At 40.4% G+C, this 26,159-nt stretch carries 21 protein-coding genes and 2 pseudogenes; 10 read left to right on the top strand and 13 right to left on the bottom strand.

Annotated elements, in window-relative coordinates; translation table 11 throughout:
* Positions 1 to 4 precede the first annotated feature (4 nt).
* Both QUD05_RS26490 and QUD05_RS26485 read left to right on the top strand, forming a co-directional pair.
* On the top strand, positions 5 to 706 hold the full coding sequence (locus tag QUD05_RS26490; RefSeq protein WP_289798688.1) for a J domain-containing protein: 702 nt from the start codon (positions 5 to 7) through the stop codon (positions 704 to 706).
* Positions 707 to 855: 149 nt separating this feature from the next.
* Complete coding sequence (locus QUD05_RS26485; RefSeq protein ID WP_289798687.1) at positions 856 to 1,728, top strand: 6-carboxytetrahydropterin synthase; 873 nt, start codon at positions 856 to 858, stop codon at positions 1,726 to 1,728.
* 191 nt (positions 1,729 to 1,919) lie between these two features.
* On the opposite strand, the gene QUD05_RS26480 is transcribed toward QUD05_RS26485, so the two are convergent.
* Positions 1,920 to 2,888 (bottom strand): PrsW family intramembrane metalloprotease, encoded by a 969-nt coding sequence (locus tag QUD05_RS26480; protein ID WP_289798686.1) that lies wholly within the window; start codon positions 2,886 to 2,888, stop codon positions 1,920 to 1,922.
* Complete coding sequence (locus QUD05_RS26475) at positions 2,881 to 3,804, bottom strand: class I SAM-dependent methyltransferase (RefSeq protein WP_289798685.1); 924 nt, start codon at positions 3,802 to 3,804, stop codon at positions 2,881 to 2,883. Before QUD05_RS26475 ends, QUD05_RS26480 begins: the two co-directional genes overlap by 8 nt.
* Before the next feature lie 386 nt (positions 3,805 to 4,190).
* Between QUD05_RS26475 and QUD05_RS26470 the strand changes: the two genes are divergently transcribed.
* From QUD05_RS26470 to QUD05_RS26460, 3 genes are all read left to right on the top strand, one after another.
* Positions 4,191 to 4,598: a transposase family protein gene (locus QUD05_RS26470; protein ID WP_289795575.1), complete on the top strand. Its 408-nt coding sequence runs from the start codon at positions 4,191 to 4,193 to the stop codon at positions 4,596 to 4,598.
* Between the two features lie 129 nt (positions 4,599 to 4,727).
* Positions 4,728 to 5,000 carry a hypothetical protein gene (locus QUD05_RS26465; RefSeq protein ID WP_289794483.1) on the top strand — a complete coding sequence of 91 codons (273 nt, stop codon included), beginning with the start codon at positions 4,728 to 4,730 and terminating at the stop codon, positions 4,998 to 5,000.
* Positions 5,001 to 5,195: 195 nt separating this feature from the next.
* Positions 5,196 to 5,357 (top strand): hypothetical protein, encoded by a 162-nt coding sequence (locus QUD05_RS26460; protein WP_289794484.1) that lies wholly within the window; start codon positions 5,196 to 5,198, stop codon positions 5,355 to 5,357.
* A 295-nt stretch (positions 5,358 to 5,652) separates the two neighbouring features.
* On the opposite strand, the pseudogene QUD05_RS26455 reads toward QUD05_RS26460, so the two are convergent.
* Both QUD05_RS26455 and QUD05_RS26450 read right to left on the bottom strand, forming a co-directional pair.
* Positions 5,653 to 7,331 (bottom strand): annotated as a pseudogene (locus QUD05_RS26455) (DUF3352 domain-containing protein).
* 92 nt (positions 7,332 to 7,423) lie between these two features.
* The gene (locus QUD05_RS26450; RefSeq protein WP_289798684.1) at positions 7,424 to 7,558 is read right to left on the bottom strand and encodes a hypothetical protein; all 135 of its coding nucleotides are present in this window, start codon (positions 7,556 to 7,558) and stop codon (positions 7,424 to 7,426) included.
* 983 nt (positions 7,559 to 8,541) lie between these two features.
* Between QUD05_RS26450 and QUD05_RS26445 the strand changes: the two genes are divergently transcribed.
* The 3 genes from QUD05_RS26445 (at position 8,542) to QUD05_RS26435 (ending at position 13,790) form a co-directional block, all read left to right on the top strand.
* Positions 8,542 to 11,184: a M1 family metallopeptidase gene (locus tag QUD05_RS26445; protein ID WP_289798683.1), complete on the top strand. Its 2,643-nt coding sequence runs from the start codon at positions 8,542 to 8,544 to the stop codon at positions 11,182 to 11,184.
* Positions 11,185 to 11,661: 477 nt separating this feature from the next.
* Entirely contained in the window at positions 11,662 to 13,386 is a 1,725-nt protein-coding gene (locus tag QUD05_RS26440; RefSeq protein WP_289798682.1) for an ABC1 kinase family protein, read from the top strand.
* Between the two features lie 29 nt (positions 13,387 to 13,415).
* On the top strand, positions 13,416 to 13,790 hold the full coding sequence (locus QUD05_RS26435) for a hypothetical protein (protein ID WP_289798681.1): 375 nt from the start codon (positions 13,416 to 13,418) through the stop codon (positions 13,788 to 13,790).
* A 58-nt stretch (positions 13,791 to 13,848) separates the two neighbouring features.
* Here QUD05_RS26435 and QUD05_RS26430 read toward each other — a convergent pair whose 3' ends face one another.
* The 9 genes from QUD05_RS26430 to QUD05_RS26390 form a co-directional block, all read right to left on the bottom strand.
* Positions 13,849 to 14,877, bottom strand: coding sequence for an Npun_R2821/Npun_R2822 family protein (locus tag QUD05_RS26430; protein ID WP_289798680.1), 1,029 nt, complete (start codon positions 14,875 to 14,877; stop codon positions 13,849 to 13,851).
* Between the two features lie 16 nt (positions 14,878 to 14,893).
* The gene (locus tag QUD05_RS26425; protein ID WP_289798679.1) at positions 14,894 to 15,784 is read right to left on the bottom strand and encodes an Npun_R2821/Npun_R2822 family protein; all 891 of its coding nucleotides are present in this window, start codon (positions 15,782 to 15,784) and stop codon (positions 14,894 to 14,896) included.
* A 3-nt stretch (positions 15,785 to 15,787) separates the two neighbouring features.
* Entirely contained in the window at positions 15,788 to 16,768 is a 981-nt protein-coding gene (locus QUD05_RS26420) for an Npun_R2821/Npun_R2822 family protein (RefSeq protein ID WP_289798678.1), read from the bottom strand.
* Between the two features lie 3 nt (positions 16,769 to 16,771).
* Positions 16,772 to 17,731, bottom strand: coding sequence for a glycosyltransferase family 10 domain-containing protein (locus QUD05_RS26415; protein ID WP_289798677.1), 960 nt, complete (start codon positions 17,729 to 17,731; stop codon positions 16,772 to 16,774).
* 31 nt (positions 17,732 to 17,762) lie between these two features.
* Complete coding sequence (locus tag QUD05_RS26410) at positions 17,763 to 18,980, bottom strand: glycosyltransferase family 4 protein (RefSeq protein ID WP_289798676.1); 1,218 nt, start codon at positions 18,978 to 18,980, stop codon at positions 17,763 to 17,765.
* A 69-nt stretch (positions 18,981 to 19,049) separates the two neighbouring features.
* A complete protein-coding gene (locus QUD05_RS26405) occupies positions 19,050 to 21,290 on the bottom strand; it encodes an ATP-binding cassette domain-containing protein (RefSeq protein WP_289798675.1) in 2,241 nt (746 codons plus the stop codon).
* A 41-nt stretch (positions 21,291 to 21,331) separates the two neighbouring features.
* Positions 21,332 to 22,495, bottom strand: a complete 1,164-nt coding sequence (locus QUD05_RS26400; RefSeq protein ID WP_289798674.1) for a glycosyltransferase family 4 protein — start codon at positions 22,493 to 22,495, stop codon at positions 21,332 to 21,334.
* 122 nt (positions 22,496 to 22,617) lie between these two features.
* A complete protein-coding gene (locus tag QUD05_RS26395) occupies positions 22,618 to 23,178 on the bottom strand; it encodes a glycosyltransferase (RefSeq protein WP_289800084.1) in 561 nt (186 codons plus the stop codon).
* On the bottom strand, positions 23,124 to 23,981 hold the full coding sequence (locus tag QUD05_RS26390) for a glycosyltransferase (protein ID WP_289798673.1): 858 nt from the start codon (positions 23,979 to 23,981) through the stop codon (positions 23,124 to 23,126). Before QUD05_RS26390 ends, QUD05_RS26395 begins: the two co-directional genes overlap by 55 nt.
* A gap of 416 nt (positions 23,982 to 24,397) precedes the next feature.
* Here QUD05_RS26390 and gloB point away from each other — a divergent pair, with 416 nt between their 5' ends.
* Complete coding sequence (gloB, locus tag QUD05_RS26385; protein ID WP_289798672.1) at positions 24,398 to 25,171, top strand: hydroxyacylglutathione hydrolase; 774 nt, start codon at positions 24,398 to 24,400, stop codon at positions 25,169 to 25,171.
* Positions 25,172 to 25,591: 420 nt separating this feature from the next.
* Positions 25,592 to 26,051: pseudogene (rplI, locus tag QUD05_RS26380) on the top strand (50S ribosomal protein L9).
* The last annotated feature ends 108 nt before the right edge of the window (positions 26,052 to 26,159 follow it).

Genomic DNA, 26,159 nt, shown 5'->3' with positions numbered 1-26,159 from the left:
ATTAATGGTCAATTCTAAGCACGTTTCTAACCATTACGAAACTCTCAAAGTTAGTCCAAGTGCAAGCCTTGCGGAGATTAAGCAAGCTTATCGCCGCTTGGTTAAATTGTTTCATCCTGACAGTAATCAGGAAACAGCCGATCGCGAGCAAATTATCCGCATCAATGCAGCTTATGAAGTTTTAGGCGACAACCAAAATCGCCGCAATTATGACAAAGAACTGCAACATGACTTCCAAAAATTAAATAGCGATCGCCAACAACGTACAGCATCAGCCCAAAACCATTACCAGACAAGACGAAAAACTGGACGGGATGTTGACGAGCAAGTTGAAGAATGGCTGCGCCAAGTTTACCAACCAGTAAATCGCTTGCTTTGTACAATTCTTTATTCGTTAGAAGAACAAATGGAGCAATTAGCTGCCGATCCCTTTGATGATGAGTTGTTAGATGAATTTCAGGAATACTTAAAAACCTGTCGAGATGACCTCAAGCAGGCACAAACTACTTTTCGCTCCCTGCCAAATCCCCCTAGTCTCGCAAGAACGGCGGCTCACCTTTACTACAGCCTCGATCAAGTAGCAGATGGACTCGATGAATTAGGTTATTTTCCTTTGAACTACGATGAGCGTTATTTACACACAGGTCATGAACTATTCCGTATAGCTTCGAGATTGCACTGTGAAGCACAAGCGTCTGTTACATAGTTATTGGGCATTGGGCATTGGGCATGGGTCAATATCGCTTGATATCAAAGGATAAATGACCAAGGACAAACGACTAATGACGAAGAATTTAGTTTATGCTGGAAGCAGAAAAAGATTAAGAAAGTTTAAATTCTGCTCATAGTGTACTCATGCCATGTATTGTTAATCGCCGCGCCCAGTTTGCAGCAAGTCATCGTTATTGGTTACCAGAACTGAGTGAAGCCGAGAATATTGAGAAATTTGGTGCTGGTTCTAGATTTCCAGGACACGGGCATAACTATGTCTTATTCATCTCCCTAGCCGGGGAATTGGATGAATATGGTATGGTGCTGAACTTGTCTGATGTGAAACACGTAATTAAACGGGAAGTTACCAGTCAATTGGACTTCTCTTATCTCAATGATGTATGGGCAGAATTTCAACAAACTCTGCCTACCACTGAGAATATTGCACGGATTATCTGGCAACGGCTAGCACCTCATTTGCCTCTAGTCCGTGTGCAGTTATTTGAACATCCTGAACTTTGGGCAGATTATATGGGAAACGCAATGGAAGCTTACCTCACCATCAGTACTCACTTTAGCGCCGCCCATCGGCTAGCTCATCCTAAACTCAGTAACGAAGAAAACACTGAGATTTATGGTAAGTGCGCTCGTCCCAACGGTCACGGACACAACTACCATTTAGAAGTCACTGTCAAAGGAAAAATTGACCCGCGTACTGGCATGATTATTGATTTAGGTGCCCTGAATCAAGTGGTAGAAGATTATGTGTTAGATCCATTCGATCACACATTTTTAAACAAAGATATTCCCTACTTTGCCGAAGTTGTACCCACTGCTGAAAATATCGCACTTTACATTAGTAATTTACTGCGATCGCCCATTCAGGAATTGGGAGCTAAACTTTACAAAGTAAAATTGATTGAAAGTCCTAATAACTCCTGCGAAATCTACTGTACGGAGTCTGAATCAGATTCTGTCAGCACATCCGTGAATCAGCCAGTATTAGCACAAGTTTAGCTAATTGCAAATTAGGCATAGGACATAGGGAATTTATCTCATCCCCATGCCCATGCCCAGCTAGAAAAGTTTACTTACTAAGCAATTAAAACTAGGTAGCAAAGGACTTGTCAGTCCATCTTGACTAAATAAGGTAGCTGCTAATTTTAATACAGCCTTAGAAACCCCCTAGCCTTTTCCTAAATCATATTTTAAAAATACCGACGGCGGGCGGAATGTCGTAAATAGCGATAAATGCCCCAAGCTAAAACTCCAAAAAAGAGATTTAGTAAAAAACGACTAAATATAAACCACAAAATATCAGTGTCAAAAAGCTTTGACGGACTCAAAGGACTAATTTTCCTGACTAAGAGAAACAGCCCGAAAATAGCATTTCCACCCAGCACGAGGGCAAACAACACTAAACTCCTCTGCCAGTAACGGCGCTGGGGTGTACGTTCTGAAATCAGGGTAATTAGAGGTTTACCTTGCACTTTTCGTAGTAATTGTTCTAGTCGCCAAAACATCCATAACAAAAACGGAAATAAACCGTAACTTAGAAAACGTATGGGTAATGAATAACCCCAAGCACTAGATAGGACATTCACTAAGGCATGACAGATTACAGAATTTAGCCAAGCCCTAAAAATAAACTTTTTGTCTCGATTTAAGCGATTTTTAGAAGAAATATAGGTTCCTAATGCATATCCCCAAGGCGCAGAGAACATCGCATGGACTGGCGTGCCGATAGTACGTTCAAAAACTGATGCTGTACCGTGGAAAAAGTAAATCCAGTTCTCTTCGGCAGTAAATCCAAGGGAAACGGCTATGGCGAAGAGAAAAACCGTAGAGTGAAGTAATCGATACTTGCGTTGCAGATAGTAAGTTGGGATAACAACCGCAGCCAACTTGCAGCCTTCTTCAATTGGGCCTATTTCTACAAGCTGCCGCAAGGCTGTACCAGGAAGCCAACGTTTCATCTGCTGCCAGTCTACAAACCAGTTGGCTACAGTTTCAAAATCCCATTCGAGTCTAAAGGCTAAAACACCAGATATTGCCCCAATGATAAAGAACATCAGTAACTTTAACAGAGGTGGGGCAAATGGTACTCGACAGTAGTAGTAGCATAGCAGCAGCAATGGTGGTATCGCTGCCCACAACACTAGAGATAAATCAACCACTCACCTGAGCAATTACTGTACGGTGACGGTGGGTATTGTTGGTGATAGTGGGAGCTTGGAAACCCGCCTCAACAATCGCTTGCTCAATGTCCAAAGCAAAATATTCATCTAAATATGGTTCGGTACTTTTGAGCAAAGTCAAAATATAGGCTGGCATTTTCTTGTAAACTTCAGATTTGGGATTCATATCCATGATTGCCAAGTAGCCACCCGGACGCAACACGCGCCGCATTTCAGCTAAAATCTGTCGGGTTGCTGATTGGGGTAATTCGTGGCACATGAGGAAAATGGAAACTAAATCAAAGGAGGCATCAGGTAGCCCGGTAGATTCAGCTTGGGCATGAAGCCAGTTAATTTTAGTTTGACGTTGCCCAGCGCGGTAATTGGCAACTGCTAAGAAGTAGGGAGATAAGTCTAAGCCTGTAATTTTGGTATGGGGATAAATTTCTTGTAGGGCAAAACTACTCAAGCCCACACTACATCCTACATCCAAGATGTCTTGCGGCTCATTAGGAATTTGACTTTTCAGGATATTGTGGTAACTTTGGCGCAACATCGGATCGCCCTGCGCTTCTTCAGAACCCTGCCAAATCTTAGCGTGGACAGCGTAAGCAGCAGGTTCTACTTCAAAAGCAGCTTGCCAACTGAGATTTCCGGTTTCGTAAGCATGGAATGAGGTGACGTAGTAATTGGGGTAGGAAAGCTGAGGATTTTGTACTTGAGCAAGATCGTCCTTCCAATCACGCGCTTGTAATGTTTCGACTTCTTGCGTCCAAGGCACACCAATTCTCTCAGCACGTTTAATCATCATTTGTCTAGCTTGATGCTTGGCTAGGTTAGCTAAAGGCTGGATTGCCAGTATGCCATTCACCAAGCGAGAAGCTAAACCAGGATTAGTGTTTACAGCAGCAGTCATAAATTAGTTTGCATTTAACAGCCTTTTCTACTTATGACATAGTTGCTGGAGGCCAGTCTAGATGCAAATTGAAAAACATTCTGGGGAATGGGGAGTGAAGAAGGGAATAGGTTACAGGTTATAGGGTAGAGAGTAAAGGTTATTCTCTATCCTATAACCTGTAACCTAAAACAGTTTCCCCATCTCGCATCCAAAAGGTTATTCCCTATCATATCATGTCCGCTTGATTGCTTATTAAACCCGAAGAACCCCACCCCGCCAAAGCCGTGCTTTGTCTCCCCTCCCCGCAGGCGGGAAGCAGGGTGGATTAATTGTCGAGAGAGAAAATATAACATAGAAGGATGATTCCTTAAGAAAAACACGGTTCTCCCAGAGGAAAGTTAGGAATGAATTTAATCGAAGCAATCCAAGGGGTTCCCGATTATCGACATGCTAGAGGTATTAGACATAGACTTTGGATAATACTAACTATAGTTTTGTTAGGTAGTTGTACAGGATATTGGGGGTATAAACCTTTAGCTGAGTTCACAAAAAATCATCGATTATCTCTAATCAAATTATTAGATTTATCTCCAGATATTCAATTTCCGTCAGCATCAACATTCAGAAATATTATGATGTCAATTGATTTTCAGATATTAGCTGAACTGTTTAACGTCTGGGCAGAAAAGAGTTTGCCAATTAATTTCAAAGAATTATTTGCCATCGATGGGAAATGTATTAAAAGTACTGTAACCGGGGGAAATCAATCCTATCAAAACTTTGTGAGTATCGTTTCAGTTTTCAGTTTATAGTCATCAGCAAGGATGGGTAATCAGACATCAAGCTATGGAAAATAACAAAAACAGTGAGATTAGTGTGGTAGAAGAGCTAATTAAAAAGCTTTATGGGCATCATATCGTGATTACAGCCGATGCACTACATTGCCAAAAAAAACTGTTGAGCTGATTATCGAGGGAGAAAATGACTACATTATTACTATTAAAAGAAACCAGCCAAATCTCCTGAAAGTAGCTACTGAGCTAGCTGAATCCTCAATCGCTATCGATACCAATTACCATGATGAAAATTTACATGGACGAAAGACTACTCGTCAAGTCAAAGTCTATCCAATTCCATTTGAGTCACTACCTGATTGGGTTGGCGCTAAAAGTTTAATTGAGGTTAACAGATATGGAACTCGACCTCAAGGATAGAATTGTCGTCGCCAGATTGTTGACTATCATGAACAACACTTTTATTTAAGTAGCTGAAATTATTCAGCTTCAGAATTCGCGGAGATTATTCGTGGTCATTGGTCAATTGAAAATCAACTTCATTGGGTCAAGGATGTAACTTTAAATGAAGATAACTGTATTCATACTGGCGGTTTTTCACCAGCTAATTGGGCGATGGTCAGACAGTTTTTAGTTTCCCTGGCTCGTCAGTTAAATTGTCGGACTCTTCCCGAAGCGTTAAGGCTGATGGCTAACCAACTTCAAATGATTTTTGATGCGCTATTTGACCACTCCGACTCCTTTTGCCCAATGCCTGTGAGTCCAATGGTCGAGTGAGAAAACTTTTTCTCTCCCGACAATTAATCCACCCTGCTCCCCGCTCTTCGGGAGGGGGTTGGGGGTCTTTCTGGGGCAGGTTTTTTTGATTAGACAAATTTTTGGGATTTTAAAACCAAAACCATTGTCTGAGAACTTAAAACTACGTTCAATAATTGAGAACATTCTCAACTATTTATCGAAAGCCTAAAAGCCTGCCCTTGAAAGGGGTTGGGGGTGGGGTTATTTTATTATGGGTAATTTGGCGGACATGATATCACCTGTAACCTGTCACCTAATCTCCATGCTTCATACCCTATTTTGCACTAGGCTTAAGAGCTAATAACATCTCTAATTCACTGGTGGATTTATCTGGGCTAATAGCGGTAAAACCAAGACCACGAATGGAATTCAGGATGGTGATAGTATCGGCGTTAGATGATACAAAACTATTGATTAGGGGCACAGTTTTAGTTTTATCCATATCCAGGTAGAAATAGCCGCCATTGGGCTTTTGCAAAGAACCAGTCACGGCTTTGAAAGCGTCGCTAGTGTCAAGAGATGGATTTTTGCGATCGCTAACTGCGTCTGCAATTGGGCCACCAAGAGCTACAAATACAGTATCTTGATCTAGCCAACCATGTGCTAATAAAGCTCCTTGTCGGGGAATTTGCCATTCAGTTACGTTTTTACCACCGATATTTCTATTGGCAACGTTGATTTGTTGGGTTTTGGCAAGGGTATCCAATTTTGTCAAGGTGGCTTCGGCAGTTTTGCGATCGCTAGTATCAAATACTAAAGCACCTCCAAAACCAACACTCGCTAATACTCCTTGATTTGATGGAATCGCACCAAAGGCAAATTCCCCATTCATCCAGCCAAAAATATCCTTATCTAGGTCTATATTGGCGAATTTCAGTTGTCCTCGCGCTTGTTCCAGAGCTTGCTTCATTTCTGGATAATCTTTTGACTGCTCTACTAGCACTTCCCAACCACGGCTGATGCCATTTCCGCTAATCAGAGCAAAGGTCTCGGCAGGAAATTGCCCGACTATATTCCCAGGACTTGATTGATACTGAAATTTATTTAATTGCGGATCTAAATTAGCGATCGCTTTTACCCTCACTCCCGCATCATCAACTCCAACACCCGCTACCACAGATTTTATCTGCTTCAATTGCGTCAGGGTTTGTGGAGGTAACTGCTTTGCCTGCGGATTTCCAGCAGTTAATTGCTGTATCATTTCGGCATAGTCTGGTACATAAATTTGGGCGAGGCTGTTTTTAACATCCACTCCTTTAAGAATGCTGCTAGCACCTTCTTTACTAGCAAAAGAAGACTGTCCCTTAAAGGTATCAATTGCTTTTTCTACAGCTTGCTTTTCGGGGGCTAATACCAACTGACTATCATTTAAAACTACGCTATACGTCGGCTTGCCATTTTGTGTAGTTTCAACAATTTTTTGACCTTGATAGTCAGATTCCTGTAATTTCACCCCTTTTTGTGACTTCAATTTGTTAGCAAAATTCAACGCGCTGAGTTTGTCCTTGATTCCCACCACTATCAGGATATTTGATTCCTGCTGTAAATTTGTTGGTACATTAGGTGTCCCAGAGGGCACGTTTAACTGTGCTTAGGTTTTACAGGATTTGGTGGCAGTACAGCAATCATGACACCACCAGCCCAAGGCTTTATGTCTTTTTCATAAGAAATGTTACTGTCACTGAACATTTGCTTATTGAAATCTTCCCAACCTTTTGCTACTAACTTTTGTGCTTCTGGAGTGCCGAACTGCTGTAACTTTGCCCAAGCTTCAGAGTCAGTAGTAATGTAAGTTGCCATCAGTGCTGTTGAAGGCACTACTTTAGCACTGCCTAGAGCGTCTGAACTACCTCCTGGTGAGCCTTTGAAGTACATATAAGCCGCTATACTTCCAACGACAACGACAGCAGCACCAACAGCAGGAATGAGAAATTTTGATTTACTTTCAGGCATTTTGTTATCCTCTTTTGCTCAGATTGTCACCGAGATTTATACAAGTGTCACTGTAGAGTTTTCGGATTTATAATATTTCCGCTAATCCATCGCTAGACTAACCCATGACAAAAGGATTCAGCCGCACACTCGTTGGCAAGCTGCACGTCTACCCCCTCTTTGCTGAAAATTGTTGCTTTTGACATCCATAAGCTTTTGACATCCATAATTAATTGGATATTAATCATAAAAATTCTCAGTTAAATCTCATGTCTCAATTAGCAAACATGCAACTTAAAAGTGATTTTTCACCACAAATGGTGTTTCTGTAAATTAAATACATAGCAATCCTATCTGATTTGTAAAAATTGCAAGGGTAAGATTCTCGACTTCTCTAATAAGTTGAGAATCTCATTGTTTACGAATGATTTCAGATTGCTATAACACTTGGATCTCGCAGTCCATCTATACAGCAAACAAGCTAGCGATGTCTACGATGGTCACTGAGCCTGTCCTGAGCGTAGCCGTTGGCGCAGCCTCTCGTAGAGAAGGGCGCAGCCGTTCGCGCAGCGTCTCGTAAAGAAGTGCGGGCTACGCCTACGCCGATTTGTTAAAGAAGTGAAGAGGATTTGACAAGCGCAACGTCAATCTACAAGCATTACCTCTGAGGGACTTTTACATGCACTCGCCAGTATGGGAGTTTTTACGGAGACAGAAATCTGTTATTGTACTCTCACACAACTGGTATCCTGCATTTAGTTTCAACTCCAGTTGGTATTTACTGATAAAATTAGTAATCCTACAAATTAGCGGTCTAAAATTACTCTCAAAAATACTTCAACCAGATGAGGAGCGAATCTGCAAATGATATGCTGTTCATTTTAAACAAAATAGCGTGTTCACCAGCAAGCTATCCTAAAGTTATAAAAATAATTAGGAGTATTTGTACTTAATGAGAATCTATCGAGGTGCAAGAGACTCTTGACTCAATACCAAAAAAGTGCAGAAGAACATCAGCAAAAGTAAATGCGGCAGGGATATGGNCAAAAACCCCAGGATCGGNNNTCGATCTTTGGAAGTTCGGGTGAGATTAATTTCAATCTCCCAATCCCAAAGGTGAGAAGTCACCTTCATAATGCCCTGTTGAGAGAAATACATCAGATACCGCTATTTTACTTAACTACATCCAACCAAGCCAGACTTTTCAGGATTACAAGGTCAGTAAGCATCAATGTCGCAGTCTTATTTTGATACAGATAATAACGGACACAAACCTTTTGAGTTACCGGGAGCAAGACCACACTACAACCCCGATCGCCCCGGACAGGTAGAGCATATTTTTCTCGATCTCAGCTTGGATATCCCCAAGCAAAGCTATCAGGGCAGTTGTAGCATTCGCCTCTTGCCAATCCGTAATGGTATTGATCGTTTGACTTTGGATGCTGTCAACCTAAATATCGAGTCTGTGCAGGTGGACGAAGTGCCACAAAATTTTAACTATGACGGCGAACAGCTTTCCATCGAACTTTCTCAGCCAACCCAGATTGGTAAACGCTTGCTGATTGCGATCGCCTACTCCGTAGCAAAACCGCAACGCGGTATTTATTTTATTCAACCAGATAAGCACTACCCAAACAAGCCTAGTCAAGTTTGGACTCAAGGCGAAGACGAAGACTCTCGCTTTTGGTTCCCCTGCTTTGACTATCCAGGACAACTATCTACTTCGGAAATTCGTGTCCGCGTTCCCAACCCTCTCGTAGCAATTTCCAATGGTGAATTAATTGACACCACAGAAGATGGTGATTACAAAGTCTATCATTGGTTACAGCAACAAGTTCATCCTACCTACTTGATGACTTTAGCAGTAGGTGATTTTGCTGAAATTCGAGATGAGTGGAACGGGAAAGCTGTCACCTACTATGTCGAAAAGGGACGGGAGGAGGATGCTAAACGCAGCATGGGCAAAACTCCCAGGATGATCGAATTTTTGAGCCAAAAGTATGGCTATCCATATCCTTTTCCGAAATATGCCCAAGTTTGCGTTGATGACTTCATCTTTGGCGGCATGGAAAACACTTCCACAACACTGTTAACAGACAGATGTTTGCTGGATGAACGCGCCGCCTTAGATAACCGTAACACTGAAAGTTTGGTCGTCCACGAACTCGCGCACCAGTGGTTTGGTGATTTGGTAGTGATTAAGCATTGGTCTCATGCTTGGATTAAAGAAGGGATGGCTTCTTACTCTGAGGTGATGTGGACAGAACAGGAATATAGTCTAGAAGAAGCAGCTTACTATCGTTTATTGGAAGCTCGTCGTTACTTAAGTGAAGATAGCAGCCGTTATCGTCGTCCAATGGTAACGCACGTTTACCGAGAAGCTATTGAACTTTACGATCGCCACATCTACGAAAAAGGATCTTGTGTCTATCACATGATTCGGACTCAATTGGGAGATGAGTTATTTTGGCAGGCAATTCAAACATTTGTCCAAGATAATGCCCACAAAACCGTAGAAACAGTAGACTTACTCAGGGCGATTGAAAAGGCAACCGGACGTAATCTTTTGTTTCTGTTTGACCAATACGTTTATCGTGGTGGTCATCCCGATTTTAAAGTAGCTTACTCTTGGGATGGAGATGCTAATTTAGCAAAAATTACAGTCACTCAAACCCAAGCTGATGAAGGTAAAAATGGCAGTAAGGATTTGTTTGATTTAAAAATACCTATTGGTTTTGGCTATACGCAACAAGAAAAAGTGAAAAGTGAGGAGTTAGGAGTTAAAAATAATTCTAAACTCATAACTCCTAACTCACAACTCAAAATTTTTACTGTCCGGGTGAATGAACGCGAACAAAGCTTCTACTTTCCCCTAGAAAATAAGCCCCAATTTATTAGCTTTGATGTTGGAAATAATTACCTAAAAACAGTAGCTTTGGAATATCCAATCGCGGAGTTAAAAGCACAGTTAGAATTCGATACCGACCCGATTTCGCGTAGTTATGCAGCAGCAGCTTTGGCGAAAAAAGGTGGGTTAGAAGCGATCGTTGCACTGTCTGCATCGCTAAAAAATGACCCATTGTGGGGTGTGCGTGTGGAAGCGGCGAAACAACTAGCCAAAATTAATTTAGATCAAGCCTTTGATGGCTTAGTTGCTGGCTTAAAAGATAAAAATGCTTACGTGCGACGATCTGTAGTGGAAGCACTTACTCAAATCAAAACTGCTGAAAGCTATAAAGTTGTGAAAGGGCTGTTGCAAAAAGGCGATCCCAGCTACTACGTGGAAGCAGCAGCTTCTCGTGTGATTGGAGCGATCGCATCGGCCAACTTGGAAGAAAAACCCAAGGAAGACAAAGTATTAAAGCTGCTGAAATCTGTTTTAGAAGAAAAGGCGGGTTGGAATGAAGTAGTGCGGAGTGGTGCGATCGCTGGTTTAGCTGAATTCAAAACTTCGGAAGCAGCTTTAAATCTGCTGTTAGAATACACCAAACTCGGTGTGCCACAACCCCTACGTTTAGCCACAATTCGCGCTTTAGGAAAGATTTCTGTCGGTCAAAGTCCGGCTAATTTGGAACGGATTTTAGACAAATTAACGGAACTAGCCAAAGAAAGCTTCTTTTTAACGCAAGTGTCGGTAGCAGCAGCATTAGGACAAATGGAAACACCTAAAGCAGTGGGGATTTTGCGATCGCTAGCTGAACAAACAGCTGATGGGCGTGTACGTCGCTCTGCTGAAGAAGAAATTTCCAAGGTGCAAAAGAACATTGGTTCAGAAAAAACCCTGCGTCAACTGCGTGAAGATTTCGACCAACTCAAACAACAAAATCAGGAATTGAGAAGCCGTTTAGAAAACTTGGAGGCCAAATCTAAATAGCAATACATGACAATTAAAAGTAGGTAATTGGTAATTGTGGCAAAGCTATTACCAATTACCACGGTTTTAGTTGATGCTGTAATTTTATTTTCCACTTAAATTACAGGTATAAATAAACATAGTACGAAGATCCCCGGCTTCTATTAGAAGCCGGGGATCTTTATGTTGTAAGCGGTTACTGAGTTTCAATTTGCATATATAGGTACATATTTATATTTATATAAATTAAAGTTAAGAAAAGATAAAATCATCAAAAAGATGGATAAGTAGTTGTAGTTTTATAAAGTATAATTAAGAAAAAGATAAACAAATGTAGGCAGTAACAGATGCTAAAATCGCCTCGAACACTATCCCCAAAGGATAGAGTTCTAGTTGTTTTAGATAAAAGACTACCGCTATCCTGAACTTGCAACTAACTTGTGGGTTAGGAGAAAAACAATCATTGTAAATTTTTCAGTTGAAGAGGCAAAAAAAGGCGTGGGTCAGTATCAACCTGCTCAACTAAAACTCTATAATCCAGATGCGATCGCTCGCTACTATAGTTACCGTCCGTGGCTAGCCTGGGGGCGAGTGCTGAGAATTATCTCCTCCTTTGCAGGATTTATATTCGGTCTGAAGTGGGACGAGTGGCAAGATAAAGTTGAGCAGAACAAGGGTAAACGAGCTATCCAGTTGCGAGAACTGCTCACCCGCCTCGGCCCGACTTTTATTAAAGTTGGTCAAGCCCTCTCTACTAGGCCTGACCTGATACGCAAAGATTTCTTAGAAGAACTGATCAAGTTACAAGACCAGTTACCACCTTTCGATAATGCGATCGCTTACCAGATTATCGAAAGTGAACTAGGTCGTCCAATTCACGAAAGTTTTAGCGAACTGTCACCTAATCCAGTCGCTGCTGCTAGCTTGGGTCAAGTTTACCGCGGTCGTCTGGTTAGCGGTGAAGAAGTCGCCGTGAAGGTGCAACGCCCTAACTTACACCCGGTGATTACACGCGACCTATATCTGATGCGTTGGGCAGCAGGCTGGCTAGCTCCTTGGTTGCCTTTAAATCTCGGTCACGACCTAACTTTAATTGTGGACGAGTTTGGCACAAAGTTATTTGAAGAAATTGACTATATTAATGAAGGCCGCAACGCCGAGAAATTTGCTAGCAACTTCCACAATGACCCACAAGTAAAAGTTCCAAGTATTTACTGGCGTTATACCAATACCCACGTTTTAACCCTGGAATGGATTGACGGCTTCAAGCTGACGGATACTCAACGCATCCGCGAAGCAGGTGTAGACCCAGAAGCGATTATCCAAATTGGCGTTACATCAGGATTGCAACAGCTTTTAGAATATGGCTTCTTCCATGCTGACCCTCATCCTGGCAATTTATTTGCTTTACCCGATGGTCGTATGGCTTATATTGACTTCGGTATGATGGATCAGTTGGAAGAAAGCACCAAAGAAACCCTGGTCGATGCACTAGTGCATTTGGTGAATAAAGACTATACCGACTTAGCCGAAGACTTTGTAAAATTAGGGTTTCTGACTCCAGATACGAATATTTGCCCGATAGTGCCAGCATTAGAAGCGGTGCTAGGAAACGCTATTGGCAAAAATGTCAAAGATTTTAACTTCAAAACTATTACCGATGAATTTTCGGAACTGATGTACGAATATCCTTTCCGAGTTCCGGCAAAGTTTGCTTTGATTATTCGTTCTCTAGTTACCCAAGAAGGTATTGCCCTTAGCCTTAACCCCGATTTCAAAATTGTGGAAGTGGGTTATCCGTATATAGCGCGGCGGTTGCTGACAGGAGAATCGCCAGAATTAAGACGACGATTATTGAATGTATTGTTCAAAGATGGTAAATTTCAGTGGCAGCGGTTAGAGAATTTGATTGCGATCGCTCGTACTGATAACAACTTTGATGTATTGCCCACAGCGCAGATGGGGTTTCAATACTTAATGTCGGAAGAAGGCAAGTTTCTAAGGCGACAGTTGGTACTTGCTCTCACCGAAGATGACCGCTTGCACACCGAAGATGTCCAACGCCTGTGGAACCTGGTTAAAGATGACTTAAAACCGGATCGTTTATTAAATGTAGCGATCGAGATTTTAACAGAGTTATCCAGAGAAGGGGCAGCCGCTATCCTGCCAAAAACGACATTAATTGGGTCTTTTGCTGAGAACCAGTCAACAAATAAAAAGTAAAAAATCTTGAATATAAATTAGGAGTTTTCATGTATTATTTTCCTGAGCAACCGCCTTACTTTCTCTTACTTGTTGGCTTTTTGATAGCATTAACATCTGGTTTGGCATTATCTGGCACTTTGAAAGTAATTGTGCAGAACTGGCCAAACGAACGAGCAGAAAATACTCAGCCACGTTCCTCACTGAAACAATTACTTGTACCATTTATCGGCATAACAGGCGGTACTTGTCTATTTATGTCTTCAGGTTTAGAGATATTTGGCTTTCCCTCATCCTTGGCTTTAGGAGTCGGTCTACCAATTAGTCTGTTTACTTGCTTATTAGTTTGGTTGCAGCTGGGAAGTATGATGACCTTTATAGAACGTGAAGGTATGCAATCTTTAGATTTAGATTCTTTTTCTTAGAAAAGAGTAGGAAATTAATATTTTAAAATTAAAGAGAGTTTCAGACTCTCTTTAATTTTTATTGAGCAATTCTATGCTTGAAGTTGCGATACTTTAGCTTAATATTGTTTATTCTTTGCTGAATAAAGCTACTAGTGGACTTTTGGAGAAGTGTTAGCTTGCTTGGGCGCTTAAAGCTTTGAGGACGTTTTTCAGGTGATTTTAAATAGCGATAATATAAGAAAACATCGCGGTAAGCAATATCAACATCTTCACCCCCACAAAGCCTCGTAAAAGCTGAAGAAGATACACTCATATAGTGTAAGTATGTCAATTTCTGCCCTTGGTCGTAAAGAATATTATCTACAACATCAAATTTAGAAGTCCAATGGCAACCAGTCGCTTTACCGTGATAGGCGTAATTGTAGTAAGAAATTCCACTACGTAAAACTAAATAGTTGAGAACTGTTTGATCGGAATCTGCCCATGCCAGTGCATCAGCTTCACCTGCTTCTAAGTTTGCTAGTAGATTTGCTAAATTAGCATCATTAAAAACACCTTTTTTAGAAGCAAACCAACCAGAACAAAAAATTTGATTCCTAATATCTTCTATAGGAAAAATCTCTGCTAGCTTATCTTCTTTCCAGTTGAAAATATAATTCAAATCGGATCTATATTGAAAGTCATTTGTAATCCAATCATATTCATCCAACTTTTGATAAACATCATCGAGTGATTTCATCAACAAGGTATCTCCATCAAAGAAGATATACTTGTCAAATGGGCCATCTAGACAGCAGAGCTTTCGATGTCTTTCTATGCGATAATTATCTGGCAAACCATATTCTCGCCATAGCTTTAACGCCCTTGGGTGAGCTTTCCAGATCCGAGAGCCAAAGTCCTCCCAATAAGCTATAGAATCAGAATTTTCAAACAAAGTAACATTATCTCTAGATGCAATTTCTGCCTTTACTTTCTCTAGCTGGTCATTATATGGAATTACACAAACAGGAATTTCTCTACCAGCATTAGCTTCTATGCTGTTGAGCAAAGCAACTAGTTGGTCATAGACAACATCATTCGCTAAGGTGTAAATACCATCAATCATTGTAATACTCCTAACATTAAGTACGCGCAGAAACAAAGGGAAATAAACGGCGAGTCAGTTTGGGGATGAAGGCAAATTTACCCTCATGAAGATAGCGATAGTGTTCCCACACTTGCCAATAGGGACTACCAGTTTTCATCCGCGTACCAGCCCAGTGGAGATATTTGAGTCGTTGTCCTCGGTCATAGAGGGCGTAATCTTGCTGTTGGAAATTTTGCGATCCTGCCCAACTACCAGGCCCTCCCCCAGGAATTTTGACGAGATTTCCACGTTTAGAAATTAGTTTGAGAACAAGATAATTTAAAATGGGTTGGTCTGTAACCCCTTCAGAAAAATCGAAATATTCACGATGTGCTGCACACTCGCGTAAAGCTTCATCCATTTGTTGTTCGGTAATAGCTCCTTTTCTCGAAGCCCAAAAACCACTGTTGAAAACATCTTGAAGTTGGGCATCGGAAAAAATTTGCTGTTCTTTCACAAATGGGGAAAAAATATTTCGCAGCTTTTCATTAGCATGATGGTAATCACAGCAGAAGAAATCGACTTCTGCAAGTTTGTCCAAATTGTCGGCAATTTTTTCAAAAACGACAATATCCGTATCAATATAAATAAATTCATCTAAAGGCCCAAACCACGCCACCAGTTTTCGCATTTTGTTGGGTAAGGCGAGGAAATCTCGGTCAAAAATTTCTCCGATGCGTTTGGTAAAGGTATCAATAAGTTCTAAATCTGGGAAAACTTGGACGTTGTGTAAGGTAGCAAGCTGTTCTGCTACCTTGTGATAATTGTCATTAAAAGGTATGAGATAAATAGTAACTTCTGGGTCATAGTAACGAATGCTATTGAGTAGAGCAATAGCATTATCGATAACGCGGTCATTGGCAACTATATAAATGCCCCTACTCATAAATTATCCTTGGTTAATTAACTTAAGTTTTTGCAAAGCTCTGGTAAGCAAATTTGGTGCTGGAGCGTCATTATAATTTTTAGGAGGATTGGTAAATACTGGACGCTTTTCTGGTTCGTGTAAGTAACGATAATAGAGAAATAAATCTCGATAGGGAAACTGAATATTTTCTCCCGCACAGACTGCTTGATTGATATTAGGAGGAATCCCAATGTAATGGAGATAAGTTAGTTGATTACCGCGATCGTAAAGAATATGTTCTCGTTCCTCGAAGTGTTTAGAACTAGCAGAACATCCTGTTTTTTGATTATCTGGCAGTTGGCAAGCAAAGTTATAAATAGAAAGATTAGACCTCATTACCATATAGTTGATTAATGGTTGTTCGCCAGCACCGCCATACAAAATTTCTGACTCGCCATTTTGTAAATGTGATATTAACCAATCTCTTTTTTCTGAGTCAAATAGCCCTTTTTTTGCGCCATAAAAGCCTGAGCAAAATATTTCGGAATCAATGCGTTTTTGCTCAAAAACTTTTAGTAATTTGGGAGAATTAACATTATATATTTTACTAACGTCTGTAAATTGAAAATCGTAGACCACAAAATCATAACTATCTAGCTTTTCAAACACTCCTGCAAGTGACTTCATTACCAAAGTGTCTGCATCTAAATAGATAAACTTCTCGAATGGCCCATCAAAAGCGCAAAAACGACGGTGAGCGCCATAAAGACGAGATTTACTCCGATTCAATCGTTCTGGTGCTGCTGCCAACATAAATTGATCCCAGCGGTCGATTGATTCTTGGTCATCGTAAAGAAATACATTTGGGCGTTTAGCTATTTCGTCAGCAATCCGTTGTGTGCGGTCGTCAAAAGGATAGATACAAACAGGAGTTTCTGGACCTAAGATAATATCAATACTGTTGAGCAAAGCCACCAGTTGATCGAAAACATAATCATTGCCAAGGGTACAAATACCATTCATAATTTATGAGTGTTGATCGACAAAGTTTGATAACCAGTTCAGCAAGTTTAATTTGTGTAAAATGATTTGACGTGCTTCTGCGATCGCATCTTTGGCAGCATACCAAGCATCAGGTGTAGCTGTCACTTCTTGGATGTAGGCAATGCCTTTTTCATCTAAACTGGGCAACCGCAAAAAACTACCCGGTGGCAATAATTTATCAGCAGCCGGGCCACCATAGTAAATTGGTAAACACCAAGCAAGTAAACTATCCCAAAGTTTCTCACTCACATACCAATTATTATCAGCATAGTTTTCAATTGCCAAATTGTAATAGTATGGTGCCATGCCATACCATTTGTTACCTAGTTCTCCTGAACTGTTCGCCCATTCTGGTAAGTTACGCCCATACAAATCAAATTTCATGCCACTAGATTGCAAAGATTGTAAAAAATCTAAACGCTGGCGATGGTTGGCCGTGCGGCTAATTCCCGAAGTAATCCAACTACAAGGGGCAACTTTTGGGGGCGGTGGCATTTCATTTAAATCTTGAAATGAATTTGAGTGATACCAAATAGCAGGCATATAGTCAGGAATGGGAGCAAAATCATCAGGCCCAGAAACGTAGCCGCAATACTTCTGGGCTTCTTGATAATTATGATTAGTTATTTTTACAACCTCATCTAAAGGCGGTTCTCTGAGCAAATAAATAATTCGCTCTTTGTTGACACCACGCAGTAGAGATTCAACATTTACTACTGGTTTTTGCTGCTGTTTGCGAAAACTATCTAACCAAGACTTTTGCGGCGATGCTTGGGGAAAATCAAATTGATATAGCAACATAAAATCTGGCTTTTGTGCCATTTTCAACATTTGCATATTCTTCCAAACACCAAAGTAGTGCGGAGTTTGTTGCCATAACCAATCTTTATTTTTAGCAAGACCTGAATAGCTGCTAATCATGCCAACAGTTTTAATAGTCATAAATCGTATTTATTCGGTTATTTTTGTACCGTTATCCTAAAATTGGTGGACGTTGATCTTCTTCTATGTAGCTTAATATTTTGGTAATTCTATTCTCCCAAGAAAATTGCTGGGCAAAATCTATACTAGCTGCATAACCCTCTATTTTTCTGGGATAAGTTTCTAAAGTATGTTGAATAGATTGGGCAAGTTTATGCGGGTTATCTGGTGTACACCAACTGGCAATCAAAGGTGATGTTTTGAATTCCATTAAAGGTGGAATCTCAGTTACAACTATAGGAGTGCCAGCAGCCATATACTGAAAAAACTTAACTGGATTCGTGAAATCTGCTGATTTTCCAGCGCAGTGAGGATGAACCAAAATATCAGCTGCTTGAAACAAGCTGACTAATCGTTCTCGTGGAAGTATCCAGCCTAAAAATTTAACGTTTTCGACATTTTTATCTCTGGCTATTTGTTGATATGCTTGTACTTGTGCTTCTGTTCCTCCTGTGATTACAAACTGAATTTCTGGCAATTCTTTAGCAGAATCAATTAAGAGATCGACTCCTTTGAAAGGATACAAAGCGCCTGAATAGACAACTAAATGCTTCCGTCCATTTATAAGTAATTCTTGCCGCCACCTTTCGGCTTCTTGGGGCTGTCTGATTGAAAATGATTGATTGAATCCGTTATGTAGCCAAACTACTTTTTCCGGTGGCATTCCATTTTCTATTAGGCTTTGCCGGATGGGTTCTGACTGAGTTATGGCTATTTTAAAATAGGGACTGTGGATGATATCTTGTTCAAATTTTCGGTCTTGAAAGTAGTGACGTTCATAGATTGTAGGAACTTTATTTTTGACTGCGGCTTTCACAAAGTTCCAATCTCGTGTATGGACAACTTTAGTATGAGGTAGAATATGAATTGGTAAATAATATTTCGTTACTACTGTACTAGAATTGGTAAATTTACCACCTATTTGATCGATAGGCCAAGGCATTGGCAATGCTGCAACTTTGAGCTTTTCTTGAACATCGTAAAATTCAATAAATTCTCTTCCAGGTTTTTTGGGTTGATAAGGATAAATTAACGATAATAGATTAACAGAAGAATTTTTTTTATCTTGATAAATTAAAACTGAGGAGTAGCCTAAGTTAGCTGCTGCGTTGGCACAAAGAACATCATGAATTTCGTGTGCTGTGTCCGGCTTTAATGATAGCTCTCCGGTGTAAAAAATATATTGATTTTTCTTTGAAGAATTTATCATTTTTTTTTGGGGATGATAGGTTTTTAAAGATTGTGATATAAGTATTTTGGTTCCTGACATTAACTAAAATTAAATTTTATTTTCAAAAACTTTTAATATATCTAATAGGTAAATAGCAGATTGATAAGATTCTGCAATTAATAGATTTTGTTTTTGGGGTTCGGATTCTAATTTATCGACCAACAAGTGCAGAGAGCTAATCAGAGGATAGAGACGCGTGCGAAACTCATCTGAGATATGACTAAAGTTTTGATACTGGTTATGTTCATCTTGATTTTGGTCTATATCTGACGATAACTGCCAGTTAATTTTCAGGTTAACTACATCGCTGAAGAGATCGATGGCGTTGAGAACTCTTAAAGCTGAGTTGTATGATTGGTCAATTAATTCCTGCCGTTCTTGGGAATTGTCTACTAGATCGTCAACTAATAGTCCCAGGAAACCAATCATTGAATTAAGCCTTGTACGCAGTTCGTGAGAAATGCGGTTAAAGCTGGGATTAGTTTTGGTGGAAACTTCAGTCTGATCGGCAAATTGCATTGAGTAGAGGCGTGAATAGTAACCACCTTTTTGTAAAAGTGCTTCATGGGTTCCCACTTCTACCACCTGTCCTTGATCTAAAACGGCAATTTGATCGGCTTTTTGGACTGTGGAAAGGCGGTGAGCAATTACCAGGGTTGTGCGATCGCGACTCAGATCGTCGAGTGCAGCTTGTACTAAGCGTTCGGAAACGGTATCTAAAGCGCTGGTGGCTTCATCTAAAATCAAAATTTCGGGATTTTGCAGCAGGGCGCGAGCGATCGCTAATCTTTGCCTTTGTCCACCAGACAACATGACGCCGCGATCGCCAATTTGGCTGTCTAATCCTTGAGGTAATTTATCAATAAATTCATAAGCATTTGCTCGTTTGGCTGCTGAGATAATTTCATCTTCTGTAGCTTCAGGTCTTCCATAAGCAATGTTATTTCGCACCGAGTCATTAAAGAGAAATGTATCTTGACTGACAATTCCCATGTGTGTTCTGAGAGATTTGATATCAAAATCACGCAGGTCTGTGCCATCGATAGAGATACTGCCAGATGTCGGATCGTAAAATCTCGGTAAGAGGTCAGCCAAGGTGGATTTACCAGCACCAGAACCGCCTACCAAAGCGAGAGTTGTAGCACGGGGTAAAAATAAATTTACATCTTTGAGTACTAACTTTTCATGACTAGGGTAGGCAAAGGTAAGTGAATTAAAACGTATTCCTTCTTTTAATTCTTTGTATAGAATATTACCGTTTTTCATAAACGGCTTGCGATCGCGACTTAAAAACTCACTCACTATTTCTACGCTAGTAGAACTATTGGCAAAGCTACTACGAAGACTATTTAACTGAGATACCAAAGGCAGCAGTCGCAGTAATACTAATAAATATGTCAGTAGTACCGTTGAAAGGAAAGAAACCTGGTTGGCAAAGAAAGCTTTACTCAAGAATACAATTAGAAGTAAGGCTACTACTCCCATTACCTCACTTATCGGCCTGATCGCTTGGGAGTTTACCTGAGATTGAAAATCTGCTTTTTCGCGATCGCGGATTAATTTGGTAATCTTTTGATATTCTCTGTCTTCATTGGCAGTTGACTTTACCAGACGAATTCCATTCAATGTTTCTAAAACACTGATGGAATAAGATGTAGACATTTCTGATAGTTGTTGACCAAATTTTTTCGCTCTACTAATTGTGTATTGATTGATTAATGTTATAAAACCCAACAGAATTGTTGCTGCGATTGTTAGCTGCCAAGAAATTGCTAATAATAAACCAACGAAAACTAAAATTGTAATTATTAAAATAATTAAATTGATAATACTCCCGATAGCGCTAGACGTGCGGGCAGTTTCCGAACCAAGGCGATTAATAATATCGCCTACTTTCGTTTTTGAATAATAGTCTATATCAATATCTAGCAATAACTCTAAGCTAGCTTCCCGAATATCCGCATTTAATTTCCGAGTGAAAACACTCGATGTTAAAATACTAAAATAACTAGATAAATTTTTTAATAAAATTATAAATATAATTGTTCCAGCCATTCCCAAATTCCGATAATTTTCGGGAAGATTATCAAATGGGAACATCACAGCTTTCAGAATCGGAGGAAAACCAGTTAAATCTACTGGTTGTCCAACAATTCTCAAAATTACTGGCACAATCAAAGTCACACCGACACCATTAAATAAAGCACCAGAAAATCCCAACAGCATTGTTAGGACAATTAAACCTGGATAGGGTTTGGCGAATCTTAGTATTAGTTTTCTGGTAGACATTGGGTATTTTTATGCCAATTTAACTTAATTATTAATATTATTCACAACTGAGCAATTACTGACTTGAGCGTAGAAGCCATAGCCTCTATGCTATAGTGTTCGACACATCTTTCTCTTGCCTTGATACCTTTCTGGCTTGCTGACTCTAAATTCTGAAAAATCAATTGAATTTGTTCAGCAATTTGCTCAGGACAACCAGGCTCGACTAAATAACCAGTATCACCTAAAAGTTGGGGAATATCTCCAACACGCGTTGATAATACAGGTTTAGCCATTGCCATCCCATCTGTCAACTTCAAGGGAAATTGAGCGCGAGTTTCTGGAGTATCTCGCTGGGGAACAACTACAATGTGAGCAGCTGCTACCAAGTCAGGCATAACGTCGGCTGGATACTTAGGTAATTTGATAATCCAACGTCCCCACTTTTGTTGAAGTTGTTTATCATAATCATCATAAGGACTACCACCTACAATTACTAGTCTCAAGTCTGGTTGATTAAGTTTATCGAGCGCGATGAGAACATCTTCTAAACCTTTATAAGGTCTTGGCGCACCGGGAAACATTAAAATCCGATATTCAGATAAACCATAACGATCCCTACTGGATTCAGCATCATATTGAGCGGGATCGAATAAAGAAACATCTTTGCCATTCGGAACAAATGTACCACCAAAACGCTGCTGCAAAAATTTAGTATGCACTGTCACAGCATCAGCGTGACTTACCAAACCTTCCATCCATTTCACATATAAAGTATGATGAGGATTTTTGAGTGCGCCCTGTGGTTTCAATAAGTCCCTAGCTAATTCTTTGGGTGTAGGATGATAATGCCAGTTATCACCGCCATGCCAGCTGAGTTCCCAATCATCTATGTCTAAAATTAATGGCTTTCTAGTGAATATTTTCCTTAATAGTCCAACTCCAAAACTTGCTATTTGGGGTTTGACAGCATAAATTATATCGCCATTGATTTTTGGTAAAAACTTTTGAATTTCTCCAAAAAACTCTGGAAAATCTTTGCCTGGTAAGTTATAAACGTTGAATTCGGATGGTAAATTTAAATAGAAGTTCTTTCCAAATAAAAAACCCATAATTTCAACTTCATATCCTAACTGATTGAGAGCTTTTGCTATCAAGTATGCACGCAGAATCGCTGCACTTGATAAATCTGAAACCAACAAGGATATTTTAGAAAATTTTCTCACTATTTTTATACTTATTTTTATTTAGTTTTCCCAGGATTTGTCAGCTGTTGATAAATCTGCAAATAGTAATTTAATTTGTTTTGTCGGAGTTGGAGCAACTAAATAAATTAGTTGTCAATCCATCAAGATACAAAATTTTTCTGAGGAATTTTTAAGATTTCATGGTAAAGTGCCAACATCTCTGAGGCAACAGTATCCATTGTACGTACTGGTTGGATACCTTGACGTAATTTAGCTAGTAAATCGGCGTCTTTGGCTAAAGTTGCGATCGCTTGTGCCCATGCTTGGACATCTTTGGCTGGAACTAACCAACCATCGATGCCGTGGCGGACTAACTCAGCAATTCCTCCTAAATTTGAACCTAGTACGGGAATGCCCATAGCTTGTGCTTCTAAAGCAACTATGGGGCCAGTTTCTAACCACTGCGACGGTATTGCTAGTATATCGAAACCTGCTAATGCCTCTGGTACTGCTTCGCGTGAAAGTGGTTCAGCAATCCGAATCCGGCGATCGCATCTCGCGATCGCCATAACTTTTTCACGATTGGCAGCACCGTATTTTCCCGGATGAGTAGCATGAAGAATTAACTCTACAGGTACATCATTCGGTAGACTATGTACGGCTTCTACTAAAACTTGTACCCCTTTAGTTTCTTGCCAGCGCCCAAAAAGCCAATTTTTAATGTAGAGTTTTGTAGTTTGTTTGGTGTTACTTCACGTTTAAAAGTGTTAGCAACACCTTGGCGAGAGACAGTAAGTTTTTCGGGAGGAACCTTGTTTGCAACAAAAGCATTGTATTGCCAATTACTCGTTACAACAATGCGATCGGCTAGTTTTGCTAGTTGCATCAAATTCCGTCTATGTTGAGACACTAGGGTAGGAATACCAAGAGTTTTACCAAGTAGACGCAGCTTGAAATTTTTAGAGGTAAGTAATTTTGTTTCTGCTGCGATGCCAACATCTAAGGGAACTTGACCTAAAGCCTTGAGCATCCAAGGCGATACTTGCTTTGCTACTCCCAAACATTGACTACAATTAACAGAGTCAATCAACCCATTGCAAGGTTCTTCACCCCAGCGCATCATCGTACCACGCAGACATATAGGCTCAGGTATGTGGACGGTGACTACAGTAGCCATCCCTAACTGGCGGGCGAGAGCAAGATGATGTAAACCGCAGTCAAATCGCCATGAGTGTTGATGGTAGACATCGGCTCGATTGTTTTCTAGCCAATTAGCAAAAGTTTCAAAGCCGCCGTGGGGTAGCTGCTTGTGTACCTGTATCTTGCTGGGGTTGGGAAAAACAGGATAACGATAAACTGAGATGCCATTGTATTCGTAGGTATCTTCTTCTGTACCCTGTTTAGGAGCAGCAACAATACTTTCTAGTCCATGTACTTGTAAGCCATGCAGTAGTGAATCTAAGTATACTTCAGCATCGGCTGATGTATCTGGAAAATACCAGCTAGTTGTATGGATTAGCTTCATTTATGAACCTGCAAAGAAAAAATTGGAAAGCTCATCTTTTTTTACCATGATTGATTGCTATATTTATCGTTATTAACATCTATCTTTTATAAAGAATACAAAGTGAATCTATAAGATTCCGTATTAATAATTAGTATGTACAAAAAAAAATCGATAGTTTATTTTGTGTTTTTGAGTAAAAAAGATAATTTAGGACAAAAAGAACAGAATAAATCTAACTTAGCTTTTACACTTCCTTCCAGAGAAATTTTACTGATATGCCCAGATTATAATTTATAGTTACTTAGTGTATTTTAAGTATTATTACGGTTGTATACTATCATAGTATTCATGGGCTTTCTCAACCTTTTCTCACTGAGATATTTAAGATTGCTGATAGATTCCAAAGTATTTACTGGAAACGGAGATATTAAGTAATGCAAGTAATCAGGCTTGAGGCACTCTCAGATAACTACATATTTTTGCTGGTGGATCGCCAGCAAGAAATTGCTGCTGTTGTCGATCCAGCAGAGGCTGAACCAGTACTAAAGCAACTTGCACAGTTAAAAGTTGAGTTGGTGGCAATTTTCAACACACACCACCACAATGACCATGTAGGTGGCAATCAGCAATTAATAGAACACTTCCCGCAACTAACAGTCTACGGTGGCGTCGAAGATCGCGGGCGAATTCCCGGACAGCAGGTGTTTTTGCAACAAGGCGATCGCGTCCAGTTTGCAGATCGCACAGGTGAAGTTATTTTTGTTCCCGGACATACCCGCGCTCACATCGCTTACTACTTTCCCCCCGAAAAATCTGGTGAGACAGGCGATTTATTTTGCGGTGATACCTTATTTTCTGGCGGTTGCGGTCGCTTATTTGAAGGAACACCAACCCAAATGGTAGATTCTTTAAGCAAATTACGCTCTTTACCAGATGATACGCGGATTTGGTGTGCCCACGAATACACTTTAGGAAATCTGCAATTTGCCCTAACTGTGGATGGCGACAATGCCGACTTACAAAGACGTTTCAACGAAGTGAAAACTTACCGTAGTCGAGGAGAAGCTACCATACCCTCGCTGCTGGGAATGGAAAAGCGAACTAATCCCTTTTTACGTTGGGATCAGCCATCATTACAATCAACCGTTAAAGGTAGTGATGGAGTGCAAACCTTTGCGCGAATACGAGAAATGAAAAATAACTTTTAGATATTGGGCATTGGGCATTGGGAATGGGGAAAGGAAAAGGGGTAAGGGGAAAAGGGGTAAGATTAAATTTATTCCTTTTCCCTTTTCCCTTTAACCTTTAACCTTTTCCTCTGCCTCCCCTGCCTCCCCTGCCTCCAACTTTCTAGCGCGAATAGTTGCGATCGCACCCTTCCTTTCGCTAGGATCTGTAAGCTTTAGGGTATGGGCAAAGCTACTTGGGAAAATATACTCATTTCAGGAGTTCTAAGTTCTGAAAAAACACTAGTTATTCAGGACTCTTTACTCAGCACTGGCTACAACGCCCTGCTACTGCAACAGCACTGGCTCAAGGCCCCGCTACTGCTAACAGCACTGTTTTAGTGAGCAATGCTGCCCAAAACCACCCAAATTAATCAGATTTTACAGGAAAAACGAAAAACGATGGCGAAACGCGTGCAGTTAGTTTTAAATCAGGATATCAGCAAGCTGGGAAAATCTGGCGACTTAGTGGAAGTAGCTCCTGGCTACGCTCGTAACTATCTGATTCCCCAGAAATTGGCAACCAATGCCACTCCTGGTATTCTCAAGCAAGTAGAGCGTCGTCGCGAGCAAGAGCGTCAACGGCAATTAGAACTTAGACAACAAGCTCTTGAGCAAAAAGAATCTTTAGAAAAAGTTGGCAGCTTGACAATTGCCAAGCCAGTTGGTGAAAACGAAGCAATTTTCGGTACTATCACCACCCAAGATGTTGTAGATGCAATTAAGGCAGCCACTAGGTCAGGAAATCGATCGGCGTGGAATTACCATCCCCGATATTAACCACCTTGGTACTTATCAAGCCGAAATTAAGCTGCATTCGGAAGTAGCGGCGCAAGTCGATATTCAAGTCGTTGCTAGCTAGGAGACAGCAGTGGGAGCATAGGAAGCAGGGAAAGTAAGGGTAAATACAAACTCCAAACTCCTGTACAGACGCGATTAATCGCGTCTCTAGCAAAATCTCAAAACTAAA

It is taken from the genome of Nostoc sp. GT001, from assembly GCF_030382115.1.
Lineage (GTDB): Bacteria > Cyanobacteriota > Cyanobacteriia > Cyanobacteriales > Nostocaceae > Nostoc.
The sequence above is the reverse complement of the archived record's forward strand: the minus strand, read 5'-3'. Positions and strand labels throughout refer to the sequence as shown.

Coding starts and splice junctions, on each gene's coding strand:
- gloB (WP_289798672.1), top strand. CDS start 24,398: ATGCAAGTAATCAGGCTTGAGGCACTCTCAGATAACTACATATTTTTG.
- QUD05_RS26445 (WP_289798683.1), top strand. CDS start 8,542: ATGTCGCAGTCTTATTTTGATACAGATAATAACGGACACAAACCTTTT.
- QUD05_RS26410 (WP_289798676.1), bottom strand. CDS start 18,980: ATGATAAATTCTTCAAAGAAAAATCAATATATTTTTTACACCGGAGAG.
- QUD05_RS26420 (WP_289798678.1), bottom strand. CDS start 16,768: ATGAATGGTATTTGTACCCTTGGCAATGATTATGTTTTCGATCAACTG.
- QUD05_RS26425 (WP_289798679.1), bottom strand. CDS start 15,784: ATGAGTAGGGGCATTTATATAGTTGCCAATGACCGCGTTATCGATAAT.
- QUD05_RS26390 (WP_289798673.1), bottom strand. CDS start 23,981: ATGAAGCTAATCCATACAACTAGCTGGTATTTTCCAGATACATCAGCC.
- QUD05_RS26475 (WP_289798685.1), bottom strand. CDS start 3,804: ATGACTGCTGCTGTAAACACTAATCCTGGTTTAGCTTCTCGCTTGGTG.
- QUD05_RS26485 (WP_289798687.1), top strand. CDS start 856: ATGCCATGTATTGTTAATCGCCGCGCCCAGTTTGCAGCAAGTCATCGT.
- QUD05_RS26470 (WP_289795575.1), top strand. CDS start 4,191: ATGAATTTAATCGAAGCAATCCAAGGGGTTCCCGATTATCGACATGCT.
- QUD05_RS26450 (WP_289798684.1), bottom strand. CDS start 7,558: ATGATTAATATCCAATTAATTATGGATGTCAAAAGCTTATGGATGTCA.
- QUD05_RS26415 (WP_289798677.1), bottom strand. CDS start 17,731: ATGACTATTAAAACTGTTGGCATGATTAGCAGCTATTCAGGTCTTGCT.
- QUD05_RS26435 (WP_289798681.1), top strand. CDS start 13,416: ATGTATTATTTTCCTGAGCAACCGCCTTACTTTCTCTTACTTGTTGGC.
- QUD05_RS26460 (WP_289794484.1), top strand. CDS start 5,196: ATGGTCAGACAGTTTTTAGTTTCCCTGGCTCGTCAGTTAAATTGTCGG.
- QUD05_RS26405 (WP_289798675.1), bottom strand. CDS start 21,290: ATGTCTACCAGAAAACTAATACTAAGATTCGCCAAACCCTATCCAGGT.
- QUD05_RS26490 (WP_289798688.1), top strand. CDS start 5: ATGGTCAATTCTAAGCACGTTTCTAACCATTACGAAACTCTCAAAGTT.
- QUD05_RS26430 (WP_289798680.1), bottom strand. CDS start 14,877: ATGATTGATGGTATTTACACCTTAGCGAATGATGTTGTCTATGACCAA.